Origin of the sequence: Allobosea sp. LC85, from assembly GCF_000735605.1 — a bacterium.
Taxonomy (GTDB): Bacteria; Pseudomonadota; Alphaproteobacteria; order Rhizobiales; family Beijerinckiaceae; genus Allobosea.
This window is the reverse complement of sequence record NZ_JPKG01000052.1, coordinates 22,733-38,271: the sequence shown is the minus strand read 5'-3', so window position 1 is coordinate 38,271 and position 15,539 is coordinate 22,733. Positions and strand designations below refer to the sequence as shown.

General features: G+C 64.9%; 15 protein-coding genes. 8 read left to right on the top strand and 7 right to left on the bottom strand.

Going from position 1 to position 15,539, the window contains the following annotated elements:
- Positions 1-37: 37 nt before the first annotated feature.
- Both FG93_RS22690 and FG93_RS22685 read left to right on the top strand, forming a co-directional pair.
- The gene (locus FG93_RS22690) at positions 38-2,374 is read left to right on the top strand and encodes a xanthine dehydrogenase family protein molybdopterin-binding subunit (protein WP_200878143.1); all 2,337 of its coding nucleotides are present in this window, start codon (positions 38-40) and stop codon (positions 2,372-2,374) included.
- A 293-nt stretch (positions 2,375-2,667) separates the two neighbouring features.
- The gene (locus FG93_RS22685) at positions 2,668-5,628 is read left to right on the top strand and encodes a hypothetical protein (RefSeq protein WP_052514068.1); all 2,961 of its coding nucleotides are present in this window, start codon (positions 2,668-2,670) and stop codon (positions 5,626-5,628) included.
- 197 nt (positions 5,629-5,825) lie between these two features.
- Here the strand turns inward: FG93_RS22685 and FG93_RS22680 are convergent, their stop codons facing one another.
- Entirely contained in the window at positions 5,826-6,194 is a 369-nt protein-coding gene (locus FG93_RS22680) for a YciI family protein (RefSeq protein ID WP_043238836.1), read from the bottom strand.
- A 143-nt stretch (positions 6,195-6,337) separates the two neighbouring features.
- A complete protein-coding gene (locus FG93_RS22675) occupies positions 6,338-7,288 on the bottom strand; it encodes a LysR family transcriptional regulator (protein ID WP_052514067.1) in 951 nt (316 codons plus the stop codon).
- Between the two features lie 108 nt (positions 7,289-7,396).
- On the opposite strand from FG93_RS22675, the gene FG93_RS22670 reads away from it, so the two are divergent.
- From FG93_RS22670 to msrA, 4 genes are all read left to right on the top strand, one after another.
- Entirely contained in the window at positions 7,397-8,218 is an 822-nt protein-coding gene (locus tag FG93_RS22670; protein WP_043238833.1) for an SDR family oxidoreductase, read from the top strand.
- 37 nt (positions 8,219-8,255) lie between these two features.
- The gene (locus tag FG93_RS22665; RefSeq protein ID WP_043238831.1) at positions 8,256-9,557 is read left to right on the top strand and encodes an epoxide hydrolase family protein; all 1,302 of its coding nucleotides are present in this window, start codon (positions 8,256-8,258) and stop codon (positions 9,555-9,557) included.
- A gap of 128 nt (positions 9,558-9,685) precedes the next feature.
- Entirely contained in the window at positions 9,686-10,105 is a 420-nt protein-coding gene (gene msrB, locus FG93_RS22660) for a peptide-methionine (R)-S-oxide reductase MsrB (RefSeq protein WP_043238829.1), read from the top strand.
- Positions 10,102-10,617, top strand: a complete 516-nt coding sequence (gene msrA / locus FG93_RS22655) for a peptide-methionine (S)-S-oxide reductase MsrA (protein WP_043238827.1) — start codon at positions 10,102-10,104, stop codon at positions 10,615-10,617. Before msrB ends, msrA begins: the two co-directional genes overlap by 4 nt.
- Before the next feature lie 239 nt (positions 10,618-10,856).
- Here the strand turns inward: msrA and FG93_RS22650 are convergent, their stop codons facing one another.
- On the bottom strand, positions 10,857-12,200 hold the full coding sequence (locus FG93_RS22650; protein ID WP_081881745.1) for a sorbosone dehydrogenase family protein: 1,344 nt from the start codon (positions 12,198-12,200) through the stop codon (positions 10,857-10,859).
- Positions 12,201-12,461: 261 nt separating this feature from the next.
- Between FG93_RS22650 and FG93_RS22645 the strand changes: the two genes are divergently transcribed.
- Together FG93_RS22645 and FG93_RS22640 are read left to right on the top strand one after the other, a co-directional pair.
- Positions 12,462-12,668 (top strand): CsbD family protein, encoded by a 207-nt coding sequence (locus FG93_RS22645; protein WP_043238825.1) that lies wholly within the window; start codon positions 12,462-12,464, stop codon positions 12,666-12,668.
- A gap of 193 nt (positions 12,669-12,861) precedes the next feature.
- Positions 12,862-13,311: a hypothetical protein gene (locus FG93_RS22640; protein WP_152579575.1), complete on the top strand. Its 450-nt coding sequence runs from the start codon at positions 12,862-12,864 to the stop codon at positions 13,309-13,311.
- Between the two features lie 269 nt (positions 13,312-13,580).
- Here FG93_RS22640 and FG93_RS32555 read toward each other — a convergent pair whose 3' ends face one another.
- The 4 genes from FG93_RS32555 to FG93_RS22625 all read right to left on the bottom strand — a co-directional run bounded on the left by FG93_RS32555 (position 13,581) and on the right by FG93_RS22625 (position 15,358).
- Positions 13,581-13,778, bottom strand: coding sequence for a hypothetical protein (locus tag FG93_RS32555; protein ID WP_152579574.1), 198 nt, complete (start codon positions 13,776-13,778; stop codon positions 13,581-13,583).
- Between the two features lie 303 nt (positions 13,779-14,081).
- Positions 14,082-14,498, bottom strand: a complete 417-nt coding sequence (locus FG93_RS22635) for a GFA family protein (protein WP_043238958.1) — start codon at positions 14,496-14,498, stop codon at positions 14,082-14,084.
- A 78-nt stretch (positions 14,499-14,576) separates the two neighbouring features.
- Entirely contained in the window at positions 14,577-15,041 is a 465-nt protein-coding gene (locus tag FG93_RS22630; RefSeq protein ID WP_043238821.1) for an SRPBCC family protein, read from the bottom strand.
- Positions 15,038-15,358 (bottom strand): helix-turn-helix transcriptional regulator, encoded by a 321-nt coding sequence (locus FG93_RS22625; protein ID WP_043238819.1) that lies wholly within the window; start codon positions 15,356-15,358, stop codon positions 15,038-15,040. The genes FG93_RS22630 and FG93_RS22625 overlap by 4 nt, the downstream gene beginning before the upstream one ends.
- Between the last annotated feature and the right edge of the window lie 181 nt (positions 15,359-15,539).

Here is a 15,539-nt window from a genome sequence, read left to right as displayed (position 1 = left end):
TCAGCTGGACGGGAAGGCTGGGAGTTGGCGAGACGATATGAACGATACCGGCGTGGCGACAATCGGCATGGTTTCACATGCAGCAACAGATTCGAGATCGCTGCGTCGTTTCGAAGATGAGCGCTTCCTCACGGGCCGGGGACGCTACCAGGACGATGAGCAGGTGCCCGGGGCCTTGCACGCCGTGGTGCTGCGCTCACCCCATGCCCATGCCGCGATCCTTGCGGTCGATGCCGAGGCGGCGAGGCGCCTGCCGGGTGTCAGCGCCATCTATACCGCAGCGGAGATCGACGATCTCGGCCTGCTGCCCTGCTCGCTGCCGCTGAAGAACGAGCCGCCGCTGATCGTGCCGCCGCGATCGCCCCTGGCGCGCGGGCGCGTCCGCCATGTCGGCGACCCCGTGGCCTTCGTCGTGGCCGAAAGCGCGGACGCTGCGCGCCAGGCCTGCGAGTTGATCGCCGTCGCGTACGAGATCCTCCCCGCGGTCACCGACCTCGCTGCGGCGGCCGAGCCGGGCGCTCCCGAGATCTGGCCGCAGGCTGCCGGCAATCTCGCTCTGCGCTACCGTCTCGGCGATGACGATGCGGTCGCCACCGCATTCCGCCGTGCCGCGCATATCGTGACCTGCCGGCTGGTCAACAACAGGATCCTTGCCGCCGCCCTGGAGCCGCGGGCGGCGCTCGGGCGCTTCGACGCGGAGAGCGGCCGCTACCGGCTTTCGCTCAGTGGTGCCTCCGTCCATGACATCCGCCGCGAGCTTGCCGCCGTTCTCAAGGTCGCGCCGGAGCGGATCGATGTCGCCTGTCCCGATGTCGGCGGCGGCTTTGGCATGAAGAACGTCACCTACCCCGAATATGCGCTCGTGCTGATCGCGGCGCAGCGCCTGGGCCGACCCGTGCGCTGGCTTGCCGAGCGAATCGAGGATTTCGCCAGCGGCACCCATGCCCGCGACAACCTGACGACGGGCCGCCTCGCGCTCGATGCCAAGGGCCGTTTCCTTGCGCTTGCCGTGGAAACCGTCGCCAATCTCGGCGCCTATGTCTCCTCGCTCGGGCCAGGCAGCGCGACGACCGCGCCGACGCCCGCCATGGGCGGGCTCTACGACATTCCGGCCATGACCATGGATGTCCGCTGCGTCTTCACCAATACCGCGCCGGTCGACGCCTATCGCGGCGCCGGCAAGCCGGAGGCGAACTACCTGATCGAGCGGTTGGCGGATGAGGCGGCGCATCGGCTGCGGATCGATCCGGCCGTCCTGCGCAAACGCAACTTCATCCGCAGCTTCCCCTATCGAAAACCCTTCGGTGCGGTCCTCGACTGTGGCGCCTTCGCGGGAAATCTCGACCGCGTTCTGGCCGCCTCCGACCGCGCCGGCTTTCGCCGCCGCCGCGCCGCATCGCGCCAGAGCGGTAAGCTGCGCGGCTTCGGCATCGGCTGCTTCCTGGAAACCGCGCGCGGCGGCCCCAATGAGAATGCCTGGCTGACCTTCCGCAGTGACGGCCGGGTCGAGATGGCGGTCGGCACCCAGTCGAACGGCCAGGGCCACGAGACGAGCTTTGCGCAGGTCCTGTCGCAGCAACTCGGCCTGCCGGCCGAACACTTCCATCTCGTGCAGGGCGACACGGAGCGCGTCCCGACCGGCGGCGGCCATGGCGGCGCCCGTTCGCTGCATATGGGGGGCGGAGCTCTCGTCCTGGCGGCGCACGCCTTGATCCGGGCAGCAAAACCCGCGGCGGCACAGTTGCTCCAGGCGCCGGCCGACGCCGTGCTCTTCCAGGATGGCTTGTTCCGTGCGCCCGGCGCCGGCGAAGTCGATCTCGCGACGGTCGCGCGCCATGCACGGGAAACGACCGGCCTGCCGCTCTCCGGCCATGGCGCCAATCGCAACGCACCCCTCACCTTCCCGAACGGCGCGCAAACGGCCGAGGTCGAGGTCGATCCCGAGACCGGAGCGGTGACGCTGCTGCGCTATGTCGCCGTCGATGACTACGGCACCCTGGTCAACCCTCTCCTGACGGAGGCCCAGGTCCATGGCGGATTGGCGCAGGGCATCGGCCAGGCGCTGATGGAGGAAATCCGCTACGACCCGGAAGGCGGCCAGCTCCTCAGCGCGACCTTCATGGACTACGCGCTGCCGCGCGCAGCCGACCTGCCCGGTTTCGAACTCGCGCTGGTCGAGCTGCCGACGAAAGCGAACCCGCTCGGCGTCAAGGGCGCCGGACAAGCCGGCTGCATCGGCGCCCCGCAGACGGTGATCCACGCGATCCTCGATGCGCTGCGCCCGCTCGGCGTCACGCATCTCGACATGCCGGCGACCCCGGCCCGGATCTGGCATGCGATCCAGGAAGTCAGGACTGCGCGGACGCAGCGCTGAAGGCGCTGGTTGCGCTGCCCCCCGGTCACGCCTGCCTGGGGCGTTGCCCGGCAGGACGGAGGAACGGATACAGTTATGTCAGGGATGCGGCGAATGCTGCGGGTCAGCGACATGGATACTGGGCGACGGCATGGCTTCCACATCCGACCCTGGACATGACCGGGACGGTATCCGTGTCAGGCGCGAAACGCCGGTCCGCGACGGCACGCCCTCGAGGGGATGACCCGGGTTGTGCGCTTGCACTCTGCTCGTCCTGTGCGCAGCCTCTAACGGACTGTCGCCCGGGTTGATTCATGCTTCGCAAGATCGCGTTCTTTGGCTTGCTCTGCCTCGTGCCGGGGCTTGCGCTCGCCTCCCAGTGTCCCGCCGAACGCCCGACGCCGCTCGTGCCAACCGACGCTGCCCTTTGCGCCGCACTCGACCGGGATATCCGCAGGCCGGGTGCTTTTCCTCTCGATGTCTACCAGGAGAAGCTCGGCCGCTATCTGGGTGCCTTCTGCCACCGCAATCTCGCCGCGGGCTGGCGCGTCGACAAGACGGTTCGCGATACCGGGCCGTTCACCGCGACCCTGCGCAACGACAAGACCAGCGGCAACTACCATGGCACCCATGCCCCGGTCGTGATCTGGTATTCGCCCGACATGTTCGGCTGGCTCAAGGCCAACCGGACGCAGGCCCATGAGGGGACAGCGGAGGCTCCCGTGCCCGACGGGGCCCTCATGATCAAGGAGATGTTCCCGGCTCCTGCCGCTTTGTGCCGCGATGTCGATCCGCTGCGGCTGCTGCCGACGAGCGGCGCGGCCGTGATGGTGCGCGACGCGAAGGCCTCGCATGACGGCTGGTTCTGGGGCTGGTTCGGTTGGAGCGACTGGAAGCCCGATTGGCCGGCCGGGCCCGGCAACGGCTACCCGAACATGGGTTTCGGTCAGTACTGCGTGAACTGCCATGCCAGCGCCAAGGCCAACGCGACCTTCGCGGACCTCAAGAACATCAAGGGCGAGCCCGGCCGCCCGCTGGTCTTCCTGAGCCAGAACGCCTTTACCGACCGCTCGACCCAGGCTCATGACGACCTTTCCGCGATGCTCAACCACCTGCGCATCGTGCAGGAATCCGACGATGTCACGCTGCTCGGCGCTCCGGCCCGCGAAAGCCCTGCGCCCGAGTTCACCGCTTTCTACGGCATCCCCTTTGCGCATCCGACTGCGGACAAGGTGATGCGGATGCCATCCCAGAGCTATGACGTGGTCTGGGCCAATGCGAACCGGCGCGAGGCCCGGCAGCAGTTCCTGACCTCGGACCAGTGCCTCGGCTGCCACGATGCCGGCTCGACCGGGCTGCATTTCGACATGACGCTGCCGGGGCCCGGAGGCCGCTTCCTCAATCTCTCGCCCTATGGCACCTGGAGTTCGTCGCCCATGGGCCTGGCCGGACGCGACCCGGTCTTCTTCGCCCAACTCGCAAGCGAGACCGACACCTTCCATCCCGAAGCCGCCGCCCTCGTGCAGGACACCTGCCTCGGCTGCCATGGCGTGATGGGGCAGCGACAGTTCAAGATCGACGAGAGAACCCGCGGAGAGGGCTGCAAGCCGTTCTCGCGCGCGGCCGTCGCTGCCATACCCTGGCCCGCCGGCCATTCCGGCTTCGAGGCCCGGCACGGTGCGCTCGCCCGCGACGGCGTCTCCTGCACCACCTGCCACGGCATGGCGCTGAGCGAGGCCGAACGGAGCCGGGTCAAGACGCAGCCGCAGAACAGCTGCGTCGAGGAGCGGCAGCAGCAGCTCAACCCGCGGAATACCGGCTTCGCCAGGACCTTCACCGGCAGCTTCCTGATGGGCGAGATGACCGAGATGAAGGGCCCGTTCGAGAGCCCCAGGGCGAAGCCGATGGAGAATGCGCTCGGCATGACGCCGGTGCAAAACCCCGCCATCAAGAGCTCGGAGGTCTGCGGTAGCTGCCATACGGTTCACCTGCCGGTGCTCGACAGAGGCAAGGTCATTGGACACACCTACGAGCAGACGACCTATGCCGAATGGGCGTTCAGCGATTTCCGCACCGGCCGGTCCCCCGACGGGCCGCTGCCATTCGGCGCCGGCAAGAGCCCCGAGACCTGCCAGGGCTGTCACATGCCCAGCCGCGATGCGGACGGACACCCCTATCGCAGCAAGATCGCCAGTATCCAGGAATATTCAAACTTCCCGCAGGCAGAGCATAGTTTGCCGCCCGAGGACATCGACCTGCCGGTGCGCTCCGGCTTCGCCAGCCATGTTCTGGTCGGGCTGAACTCGTTCTTGATCAAGATGGCGCAGCAATTCCCGGAGCTGATGGGGATCAGGACGCAAGACCCGATGCTGACGAAAAAGGGCATCGATCCGCTGCTCTTCACCGAGAAGGCGATCGACCACCAGGCTGCGGAGCGCACCGCCGCTATCGCCATCGAGAGCATCAGGATGACTGAATCGGCGCTGCAGGCGTCGGTGCGCGTCACCAACAAGGCCGGGCACAAATTCCCGAGCGGTGTCGGCTTCCGGCGCGCCTTCATCGCGCTCAAGGTGCTCGACGCCGACGGCAGGACGATCTGGGCTTCGGGGCGCACCGATGCGCTCGGCGTCATCACCGATGGGACGGGTGCGCCCGTCGCCGGCGAAGTCTGGTGGAATGGCGATTGCTCGGCCAGGCTCGACCCGCTTGCGCATCAGCCGCATCGCGAGGTGATCACGCGGCAGGATCAGGTCCAGATCTATCAGGAGCTGGTCTCAAGCCCACCGCTGTCCGGGCCCGCCCAGTGCGGCATCGGCTCCCGGCCCGCGGGGCAGTTGACGACGAGCTTCCTGTCGATCTGCTCGAATGTGAAAGACAACCGCCTGCTGCCGAAGGGCTATCTCGCGCGCGACGACCGGGTGAAGCTCGCGGCCTCCCTCGGCGCCGGCCCGGAACTGGCTGACGAGGCCGGACCGGTGCAGGTCGGCGACGACCCCGACTACCGGGAGGGTGGCGGGGATGCGACGCTCTATCGTATCGCCCTGCCCGAGATCGACGGCAAGCCAGCAGCTATCGAGGCAACGCTCTACTACCAGGCGACGCCGCCCTTCTACCTTCAGGACCGCTTCTGCACATCAAAGAGCGAGGATACGAAACGGCTGCATTTCATGGCCGGGCGTCTCAACCTCGCAGGGTCCCGATCCGAAGGTTGGAAGCTCAAGACTGTGACGACCGGAGCCGTTACCATTGCGGACAGTTCTCGGCATCGAGATTGAGAGAAGCACATCCATCCTTTCCCGGAACATTGGCCCTTGGCTTCACGACGCCCGCACTGGCCAATGACGGTGCCGGCACCTCCGGGGATCTGACCTACGGTGGCTCGGCGGGTTCCGTGACGGGCGCCAGCGGGAACGGGAGAACGCGGTTGGCATCGGCGGCGCAGGCACTGTCGTGCGAATCTGGCGTCAGGGTCTCATCGCAAATCGGCCGTCTCGTAGAGCGGCCGGATTTCGATCTCGCTCGGCCCCGGCATGGGATTGGGGCAGCGCTTCACCCAGGCGACCGCCTCGTCCATGTCCTTGACCTCCCAGAGCCAGAAGCCGGCGACCAGCTCCTTGGTCTCGGCGAAGGGCCCGTCGATGACTCTGCGGTCAGGACCATCGAACGCAATACGCTTGCCTTGCGAGGAGGGCTTGAGCCCGTCGGCGACGAGCATGATGCCGGCTTTGGCCAGCTCCTCATTATATCGGCCCATCGCCTCGAGCGCTTCGATCGCCTCCTCCGTGGGGAGAAAGCCCTTTTCGCTGTCTTCGGTCGCCTTCACCAACACCAGGACGCGCATCGTCGGTCTCCTTGCTTGAGCCGGCCTCATCGGCCCGGCATCGAAACGACGAACGGAGTTTTCGGACATCGACATCGTCCTGCAATTTTTTCCGGCGGTCGAGGTGCGGGTGCGAATGGCCGCGTCCGGTCGAGCGGGACCCATCATCCAGGAGCAACAGGACGATCCGGCCCTTGGCGCGGAGCAACCCCTTTTGGCAGCTCGGCCAGGCGGGCCCTCAGGCGCGGTACGGTGAAATCGAGGAAGGCGCGCAATTTCGCCGGCATGAAGCGGTTTGGCGAATACACGAAGTTGACGGGTTGCGGCGGCGGCTGAAACTCCTGCAGAAGGGGAACGAGTTCTCCGGATCTGATCGGCTCGACCACCTGGTAGGAGAACGCCACGGTGATCCCGATGCCCGCGCGCGCCGCATCGCAGGCCGACTCGAGATTGCTCGCGACGAAGCGCGACCTGACGGGCACCGTATACTCGGTCTGGCCCCGCTTGAATCTCCAGGTGTCGGCTGACTGGATCGGCGGATAGCTGATGCAGTCATGGGCCGAGAGGTCGCCGGGCGAGTTGGGCGTTCCGCGGGCTTCCAGATAGGCCGGGCTGGCGCAGACCACGCGAAAAATCTCCCCGACGCGGACGGCGATCAGGCTACTGTCGGCGAGATGCCCGATGCGGAGCGCGACATCGATGTGCTCTTCGAGAAGACTGACCGTCCGATCCTGCAAGCTGAGCTGAACGTCGACCTCCGGAAACGCCGCCAGGAACTCCACCAGAACCGGCTGCAGATACAAGCGGCCGAGCGCGACGAGGGTCGACACGCTCAGCTCCCCGCGCGGGGTCGTGTACTCTCCGGAGGCGGCGCGCTCGGCTTCGGCGATATCGGCTAGGATTCGCTTTGCGGCGGCGATGTAGGAGCGCCCCGCATCCGTTGGGACGAGCGCCCGGCTTGAGCGATTGAACAGCTTGGTCCGCAAGTGCGCTTCGAGCTCGGTCACCTTCCGGCTCACCGTCGCAAGAGGTGTCTTCTGCTGGCGCGCCGCAGCCGAGAGACTGCCAGCCTCGGCAACCGCGACCACGACCGACATGGCTTCGAGCCGATCCATCGATATTTCCATTTGGCGGAAGGATGCATCTCGATTTTGCCAGATACTCCGAATTTTGGAAGGAACTATTTTACCGGCATCGGAAACGACCCACCGGAGGATACCGAGATGAACACAGTCCAGCCCAAGGGCATCGCCGTCGTCACCGGAGCCTCGACCGGCATCGGTGCGATTTACGCCGACCGGCTCGCCAAGCGTGGTCATGACCTCATTCTCGTCGCCCGCAACGGGGAACGGCTCGCGACGTTGGCGCGCCGGATCGCAAGCGACACCGGCCGGAATGTGGAGACAGTCAGGGCCGATCTCACCTCGCCTGCCGATCTGCGACAGGTCGAGGACATCCTCCGGACCAACGCCAACATCTCTGTCCTGGTGAACAACGCGGGCATCGGCGCAACCGCCCCGCTTGTCGCCTCCGACGTCGACGCGATGGAGGACATGATCCGCCTGAACGTCACTGCGTTGACGCGATTGACCTACGCAGCCGCGCCCGCATTCCTGAAGCGCGGCAGCGGTGCGATCATCAACGTGTCATCGGCGGTCGCGGTCGCCCCCGAGCTTCTGAACGGCGTCTACGGAGCCACGAAAGCCTACGTGCTCGCACTCACCCATTCGCTCATCCACGAATTCGCCGACAAGGGCGTTCGCATCCAGGCGGTCTTGCCCGGAGCCACGGCGACCGAGTTCTGGGACATTGCCGGCACGCCTGTTCACCAGCTTCCGGCAGAGATCGTCATGTCGGCGCAGGATCTGGTCGACGCCGCTTTGGCGGGGTTCGAGCTCGGCGAAACCATCACCATCCCCTCGCTGCCGAACCAGGCGGACTGGGATCGCTTCGAGGCCGCACGCCGCGCCTTGGTAGGCAAGATTCCAAACGCGATCGCAGCCCCTCGCTACACCCTGCGTCAACGCCAGCAGCTCAGCGCCTGACCCCGGGAATCACGGGTGAGCAACAAGGGAGAGAGCCATGCGTACCAGCAACACCAGCGATGTCATCGACCAGGATCGCCGCCGGCTCCTGGGCATGGCCGCAACGGCCATCGTGGCGAGTGCGGCGAACCTGCTTCCGTCAGGGTTGGCGGCCGCTCCGCTCGGCGAGGCCATTCGCCCCTTCCGCATCACTGTGCCGGACGCGCAACTCGCGGATCTTCGCCAGCGCATCGCCGCCACGCGCTGGCCGGACCAGGAAACGGTGAGCGATCGGTCGCAAGGCAATCAGCTTGGCACACTCCGGGAGATCGCTCGCCACTGGGGCACGGATTACGACTGGCGGACGGTGGAGGCGCGCCTGAACGCCCTGCCCATGTTCATGACCGAGATCGATGGCGTCGAGATTCACTTCATTCATGTTCGCTCGAAGCATGAAGACGCCCTGCCGCTGATCGTGACGCATGGATGGCCGGGATCGATCATCGAGCAGCTCAAGATCATCGATCCGCTCACCAACCCGACCGCGCATGGCGGCAACGCGTCCGACGCCTTCCATCTCGTGATTCCGTCGATGCCCGGCTATGGCTTCTCCGGCAAGCCAAGGGAGAAGGGCTGGAATCCCGATCGCATCGGACGCGCCTGGGCCGAATTGATGCGACGGCTCGGGTATACCCGCTACGTTGCCCAGGGCGGAGACTGGGGCTCGCCCGTATCCAGCGCGATGGCGCGCCAGGGCGTCGCCGGGCTGGTTGGCATCCATATCAACCTGCCCGCAACGGTGCCGCCGGAGGTCGCCGCGTCGCTTGCCACCGGCGGGCCCGCGCCAGCTGGCCTCTCCGACAAGGAGCGCGCCGCCTTCAACGCGCTCGACACGTTCTACAAGATGTACAGGGCCTATGGCGCGATCATGGGCACGCGGCCGCAAACGCTCGGCTACGCCTTGGCCGATTCCCCGGTCGGGCTGGCGGCCTGGATCTTCGACTACAACAATGGCGAACCCGAGCGCCGGCTCGACAGGGATGACGTGCTGGACAACGTCACGCTGTACTGGCTGACGAACTCCGCGACCTCGGCGGCGCGCCTGTACTGGGAGACCGCCGGCCAGAGCGTCCTCCTCTCGGCCGTGCAGAAGACCAGTGAGATCTCGCTTCCGGTCGCGATCTCGGTGTTTCCCGACGAGGTCTACCGCGCGCCGGAGACCTGGGCGCGGCGCGCCTACCGCAACCTCGTGTATTTCAACGAGCTCGACAAAGGCGGACACTTCGCCGCCTGGGAGCAACCCGCGCTCCTTGTGGCCGAGCTTCGCTCCGCCTTCAGACCGCTGCGCCCGGCCCACTGAATCACGCTGCCGGACGCGCTTGCCACATGCTGCGCCGGAAATAGCCGACTACTTGCCGCGCAGGGCACGCGAACGAGCCCGCGCCTCATCATCAGACCTGAGGGGATCATCGCAAGAACCCGGATGCTTTGTCCAATCTGACTGCGGAGCAATACCGGGTGACGCAGACGGACGGCACCGAAAGGCCCTTCGCCAACGCGTATTGGGACAACAAGGAGCCGGGGCTGTATGTTGACGTCGTCTCGGGCGAGCCGCTTTTCGCCCCGTTCGACAGCGGCAGCGGCTGGCCCAGCTTCGTCAAACCGATCGATGCCGGGAACATCGTGGAGAATCGCGATATGAGCCACGGCATGGTCAGAACCGAGGTGCGCTCAACCCATGGCGACAGTCATCTCGGACACCTGTTCCCGGATGGCCCGCGTGAAGCAGGCGGGTTGCGCTACTGCATCAACTCGGCTTCGCTGCGGTTCATCCCTCTCGATGACCTGGCGAGCGAGGGCTATGGCGAGTTTCGCAGGCTTTTTGCAAGGGAAGGAGAAGGCGCATGACTTCTGTAACTGAACGGGCTGTCCTGGCCGGTGGCTGCTTCTGGGGCATGCAGGATCTGATCCGGCGTCGCCCGGGCGTCATCTCGACCCGCGTCGGATACTCCGGCGGGGACGTGCCGAACGCAACCTATCGCAATCATGGCACGCATGCCGAGGCGATCGAGATCATCTTCGATCCGGAGAAGACGAGTTTCCGGGATCTGCTCGAACTCTTCTTCCAGATTCACGACCCCACCACGAAAAATCGGCAGGGCAACGACATCGGCACAAGCTATCGGTCAATGATCTTCTACGCGTCCGAAGAGCAACGGACGGTGGCGCAGGACACGATCGCCGATGTCGATGCCTCGGGCCTGTGGCCGGGCAAGGTCGTCACGGAACTCGCGCCAGCGTCCGACTTCTGGGAAGCGGAGCCGGAACACCAAGATTATCTCGAGCGCTATCCGGGAGGCTACACCTGCCATTTCGTCCGCCCGGATTGGAAGTTGCCGCGCCGCAGCCACGCTGCATGACGATAGCAGGCAGGCTGATGCAGAAGGGTTCGGAGCAATCCGAGCCCTTCCGCAGGTCAGCGGATCGCCGCCTGCGCCAGCGGCGATGATCGTGCCGGGCTCGAGGCCACGGCCAAGCGCCCCGGGAACAATGGACCTCTCCCGCAGTCCAACCAGCTTCCAGCACGCCTACCCATCAGGTCATCCAGTTTTCGGGCCGATGCTTTAGCAGCGGGGTGCTTTAGCTGCGAGGCTTGGCATCAGCGCTTGGGCGCGGTCGGCTTGATCGAGCCGGTTGCAGGCGGATCCGTCTTGGGTGTGACCCGCCAGATCGTTCCGCCCGTGTCGTCCACCACGTAGATCATGCCGTCGGGGGAAAGCGCTATATCGGCCGGGCGGCCCCAGACCAATGCTCGCTCTTCACCTTCCGCCCAGAAGCCGGTCATGAAATTGTCGTACCAGCCAACCGGCCGGCCCTGCTCGAATTTCACACGCACGACCTTGTAACCGGTGGGCTTCGAACGGTTCCACGACCCCTTCAGCGCCACAATGGCGTCGCCACGGTAAGCTGGCGGCACACGCTCTCCGGTCAGGAACACGAAATCCATTGCGGCGGAGTGTCCCTCGAACAACAGATCAGGACCAATCGAGGCTGCGACCTTGTCAGGCGCCATGGCCGCGAACCCGGGCTGAGGATGAGTCCCGGTATAGGCATACGGCCAGCCGTAGAAGCCACCCTCCTGCACCCGGATCAGGTAATCGGGCACAAGCTGATCCCCGAATCCGTCGCGTTCCTGCACCGTGGCCCAGAGTTCTCCCGTATCGGGATGGAAGGCCAGGCCGACGGGATTGCGCACACCCGACACGACTGTCTTCTGGTCCTTGCCATCCGACGAGAACCTCTGGATCGTAGCCTTGGGTTCAGGTTCAATTCCAAGGTTGCCGGTTGAACCGACCCCAACAAACAGCTGGCCATTCGGCCCGATCTCGAGATCGCGGTTCGCATGCCCCTGAACAATTCCGAAGACCCCGCGTGCCGTGACGAGCTTCTGGCCGTCCATGACGGGGTCAGGCTTGCGCTGGTCTGGCGTGACGTCCGATGCGCGCTGAGGTGGCAATCCTTGACTGCGAACGGCGCCATCCTGATAGGCGAGGCTCCAGACGCCTTCCTGGTCTGCCACCAGCAGTTCACCCTGCCGGTGAGCAATGCCGTTGGGCTTGTTGAAACCGGCCGCGTAGCGTTCGATCCATTCGGCCCTCCCGTCTCGATCGGCATCCCGCAGGATGAAGATGGTGCCCGATCCCTGACTGACGACCGCCAGATCTCCATTAGGGAGCACGAGCGCCTGACGGGGGTTGTCGAGTTTCTCGGCGAAGAGCGACAGCTCGAAAGCGTCGGGTACGGCGGGTACCCGGTTGTCCCGCTCCAGGATCAGGGGGGAATTCCGCACGATCGGTCCGTCGAACGGCTTCGGGAGCTGAGCCGCCTTGATCTCGAACCGCTGGCCGATGGCCTGGTCGGTTCCGGGCCCAGGCGCCTGCGCCAACGCCGATAATGGCAGTGCGAGGAGCACTGTTGCAGAGAGCTGCGTGGTGCTGCGCATGCGAACCTCCCAGGCAGGATTTCACATTGAAAGCAGTGCTCGAACGGCTCTGTTCCTGCCCTGGTCGCCTATGGCGCATCACGAAGCCGTGACAGGCGTCGATGCAGGATCGCTCAACCGCAAGAGGCCGTGACATGCCCCGCTGCCACTCCCCCAGCGGCAAGATCCAACGCCTTTGCAAGATCCACCCTCGTTGACTGAACAAATCGGGCGGGCCACGCGTTTCCCTTGCATCCCATTTTCGACCAAAGGAGATGTCCGATGGATTGGAATCGCGTCGAAGGAAACTGGAAGCAGCTCAAGGGCAAGGTCAAGGAGCAGTGGGGCAAACTCACTGACGATGATCTGGATGTGATTGCGGGCAAGCGCGATCAGCTCGAGGGCAAGATCCAGGAGCGCTATGGTCTGGCCAAGGATCAGGCGAAGACAGAGGTCGACACCTGGTATGGCCGTCAGACCTGGAACTGACCCATAGCGGTCAAGTGCAGAGCCCCGCCGGCGAAAGCCGCGGGGCTTCTCGTTGGGCGGTAGGGACAGGTTCCTCGCAAGGAAATCCTCCGACCGCTCCCTTTCCCTGCGCTCCATTTCCCTGCAGAGGGATCGAAATCGCCCGTCGCGGGTTAAGCCCTGGCGCCACTCAAACGAGCGCGAGGAGCAGACGATGATGACGACGAGGCAGACAGCCGTTTCTTTCGCGGCCCTTCTGATGCTGGCATCACCAGCCATGGCGCAGTCGCCCCCGCTCGGGCCTTCGACGGGTACTGTTCGCATCGAGCAGGTTTCCGCCGGTTTCATTGCCTCTGGTGAGGCCGGCGGCGGCACCTTGCGCTTTCAGGGCCGCTCGTATCCGATCAGCGTCGGTGGCATCGGCCTCGGCTCGATCGGCGCCTCTCGGACGGTCGCCTCCGGGACGGTCTACGGACTCCGCAAGGTGTCCGATTTCGCCGGCGCATATGTCCAGCTGAAGGAAGGCTGGGCCGTTGGCCGGCAGGGCGGCGGCAACGTCTATCTGCGCAACGACAAGGGGGTGACCCTGCGATTGGCCACGCGCCGGCAAGGGCTTCAACTCTCTCTGGGCGCGGACGGCGTGCTGATCGGCTTCAAGCAATAGAAGAAGAAGAATCGCCAGCTGAGGATGGAGGCCCCCATGGCCGGAGCAATAAGACCCGGCCCATAGGGTGTACCGCGTACAAACATGGGACGCTCTATCGGCAAACCCGGCTTATCAGCTACGAGCCGATCGATTCCCTTTCTCAATGCGGGGCATCTGCGGTGCTGATCACACGGTGAGACTGAAACCGCTTCAAGCGCGCGACGCCACAACAGAATTGGCCCGCGGCGTCGTCCCACAGCAGGCCAGGCGGAAATCTCCCACGACGGTCAGAAGCCGTAATTCCGGCTTTCGCGCGACGTCTTTTCGTCCGGGTTCGCATCTGGTTTGTCGGCAGACCCGGTGCCTTTATCTGTCTCTGGATTGATCGATACCTTCTTCAAGGAATCCTTGCCGGGCGCGCCTTGGATAGACTTCACTTTCCGTTCTTCTTCCGGGGACAGTCTGTTTCCGCGTCCATCACGCATGGCGGTCTCCTTTCCTTCTGATCGGCAAACCGCTCAAGAGCCCGGCGGTTCCGCTGCCAACGCAACGAGACGACCGTGCGTTCGAGATGGAGTGTGATCACCACGAGAGTTAGCCAATGCCCCTGGAGATGCAATCCGAGACGTTCAATCCCGCTACGGACGATCATGACAGCCTGCCACCGCTCGCGACCCGGGGATGCTGGGTGGGCCAAGCCAAGCAATTGAAGGCTCTTTTCCGGGGTCCGCAAGCTGGCATTGCCTGACATAAAATGCGTGCGCCCTTCCCGTTGCGCCCGCCATCATTCACCCTGGCGGCATGCGCTCGAATACCTGCAACGAGGGATCGATCATGTCCCAGGCATGGCCGCGGATGCGATATGTGACCAGTTGCGGATTGAACTGGCTGGGGTCGTCGAGGCTTGCGGCGTGGACCGCGATCACGTCCGGCATAGCCTGGAATGTCACGTAGACCGGCGTTCCACAGGTTGGACAGAAGGCGTGGACCTTTTCGTTCCCGCTGTCGCCCGCGACCCGCCAGGTTTTCGCTTCGCCCGTCATCGTCACATCGCCGCGCTGCGGGAAGGTCAAATAGGATCCATGCCCCGTGCCGCTCCGTTTCTGGCAGTCCCGGCACTGGCAGTGGATCTCGACGATGGGTTCGCTGCTCGTCTCAAAACGGATCGCGCCGCAGGCGCATCCGCCGGTCAAAGGCCTGGTCATTGTCATTCTCCTGCTGGCAGACTTGCCGCTTGGCCCTGGATCGCCGTGCGCCCGTTCGGACGCAGGTGCGCTAAGGGCTCAGGCCGCTTTCGGCTTGGCGAACACGTCGAGCCCACGGCCAGTCTCCAGGAAGGATTTCAGGCTGGACAGAACCGCCGGCCACCCCTTGCTGACCCCTTTCGCCATGCCGCTGCCGGCTTCGAGCTCGTCATGGCTGACCGTCAGCCGAACCATCCCCTCATAGGCCTCGATCTCGAAGGTGACCCGGCTATGGCTCGCCGGATCGGCGGCCTGCGCAGCGCTCGCCCAGGTGATGACGAGGCGTGACGGCGGCGAGACCTCGACGACCTTCCCGACCAGTTCGACGGTCCGCTCGTCATTGGCGCGGATATGTTGCCATTCCGATCCGGGCTGCCAGTCGGAGACGTTCTCGTGGCCCCAATAGCGCCGTGCGACCTCCGGCTTCGTGATGGCCTCGAACACCTTTTCCGGCGTCGCGACAATATAGGTCACATAGACAAAGCTGGTCGTTTCCCTGGTCATTGTTCTTCTCCTTCGATTTCTGTCTTCAGATCGTGCAGCAGGCTGAGCCTGTGACGTTCGAACTTGCGCACCCACCGCTCGTAGACCTCGTGGAGCGGTACCGGATTGATGAAATGCAGCTTTTCCCGGCCACGCCTGACCGTGCTCACCAGATTGGCCTCCTCCAGGATTCCGAGGTGCTGCGTCGCGGATTGGCGGGCCATGTCCAGGTTTTCGCAGAGCTGGCCGAGCGTCTGCCCGTTCCTTTCACAAAGAAGGTCCAGCAGCTTCCTGCGCGTCGGATCGCCCAGTGCCTTGAACACATTGTCAGCGTCCATTGCCCTCACTCATTTGCGAGAGGACGATATGCAGGTAAATACCTGCATGTCAAATCTCAGCTGCAACCGACCGAACCGGCGGCCCGGCCCTTCCTCGGGTTGCACAGGGGATCCGAAGGCGCCTTTGCCAGGCGGGCATCGCGCGGAGCTTCGCTCGGCTCAACCCAGGAGAGAACTACGG

Coding starts and splice junctions, on each gene's coding strand:
- FG93_RS22690 (WP_200878143.1), top strand. CDS start 38: ATGAACGATACCGGCGTGGCGACAATCGGCATGGTTTCACATGCAGCA.
- FG93_RS22685 (WP_052514068.1), top strand. CDS start 2,668: ATGCTTCGCAAGATCGCGTTCTTTGGCTTGCTCTGCCTCGTGCCGGGG.
- FG93_RS22680 (WP_043238836.1), bottom strand. CDS start 6,194: ATGCGCGTCCTGGTGTTGGTGAAGGCGACCGAAGACAGCGAAAAGGGC.
- FG93_RS22675 (WP_052514067.1), bottom strand. CDS start 7,288: ATGGATCGGCTCGAAGCCATGTCGGTCGTGGTCGCGGTTGCCGAGGCT.
- FG93_RS22670 (WP_043238833.1), top strand. CDS start 7,397: ATGAACACAGTCCAGCCCAAGGGCATCGCCGTCGTCACCGGAGCCTCG.
- FG93_RS22665 (WP_043238831.1), top strand. CDS start 8,256: ATGCGTACCAGCAACACCAGCGATGTCATCGACCAGGATCGCCGCCGG.
- msrA (WP_043238827.1), top strand. CDS start 10,102: ATGACTTCTGTAACTGAACGGGCTGTCCTGGCCGGTGGCTGCTTCTGG.
- FG93_RS22650 (WP_081881745.1), bottom strand. CDS start 12,200: ATGCGCAGCACCACGCAGCTCTCTGCAACAGTGCTCCTCGCACTGCCA.
- FG93_RS22645 (WP_043238825.1), top strand. CDS start 12,462: ATGGATTGGAATCGCGTCGAAGGAAACTGGAAGCAGCTCAAGGGCAAG.
- FG93_RS22640 (WP_152579575.1), top strand. CDS start 12,862: ATGATGACGACGAGGCAGACAGCCGTTTCTTTCGCGGCCCTTCTGATG.
- FG93_RS32555 (WP_152579574.1), bottom strand. CDS start 13,778: ATGCGTGATGGACGCGGAAACAGACTGTCCCCGGAAGAAGAACGGAAA.
- FG93_RS22635 (WP_043238958.1), bottom strand. CDS start 14,498: ATGACCAGGCCTTTGACCGGCGGATGCGCCTGCGGCGCGATCCGTTTT.
- FG93_RS22630 (WP_043238821.1), bottom strand. CDS start 15,041: ATGACCAGGGAAACGACCAGCTTTGTCTATGTGACCTATATTGTCGCG.
- FG93_RS22625 (WP_043238819.1), bottom strand. CDS start 15,358: ATGGACGCTGACAATGTGTTCAAGGCACTGGGCGATCCGACGCGCAGG.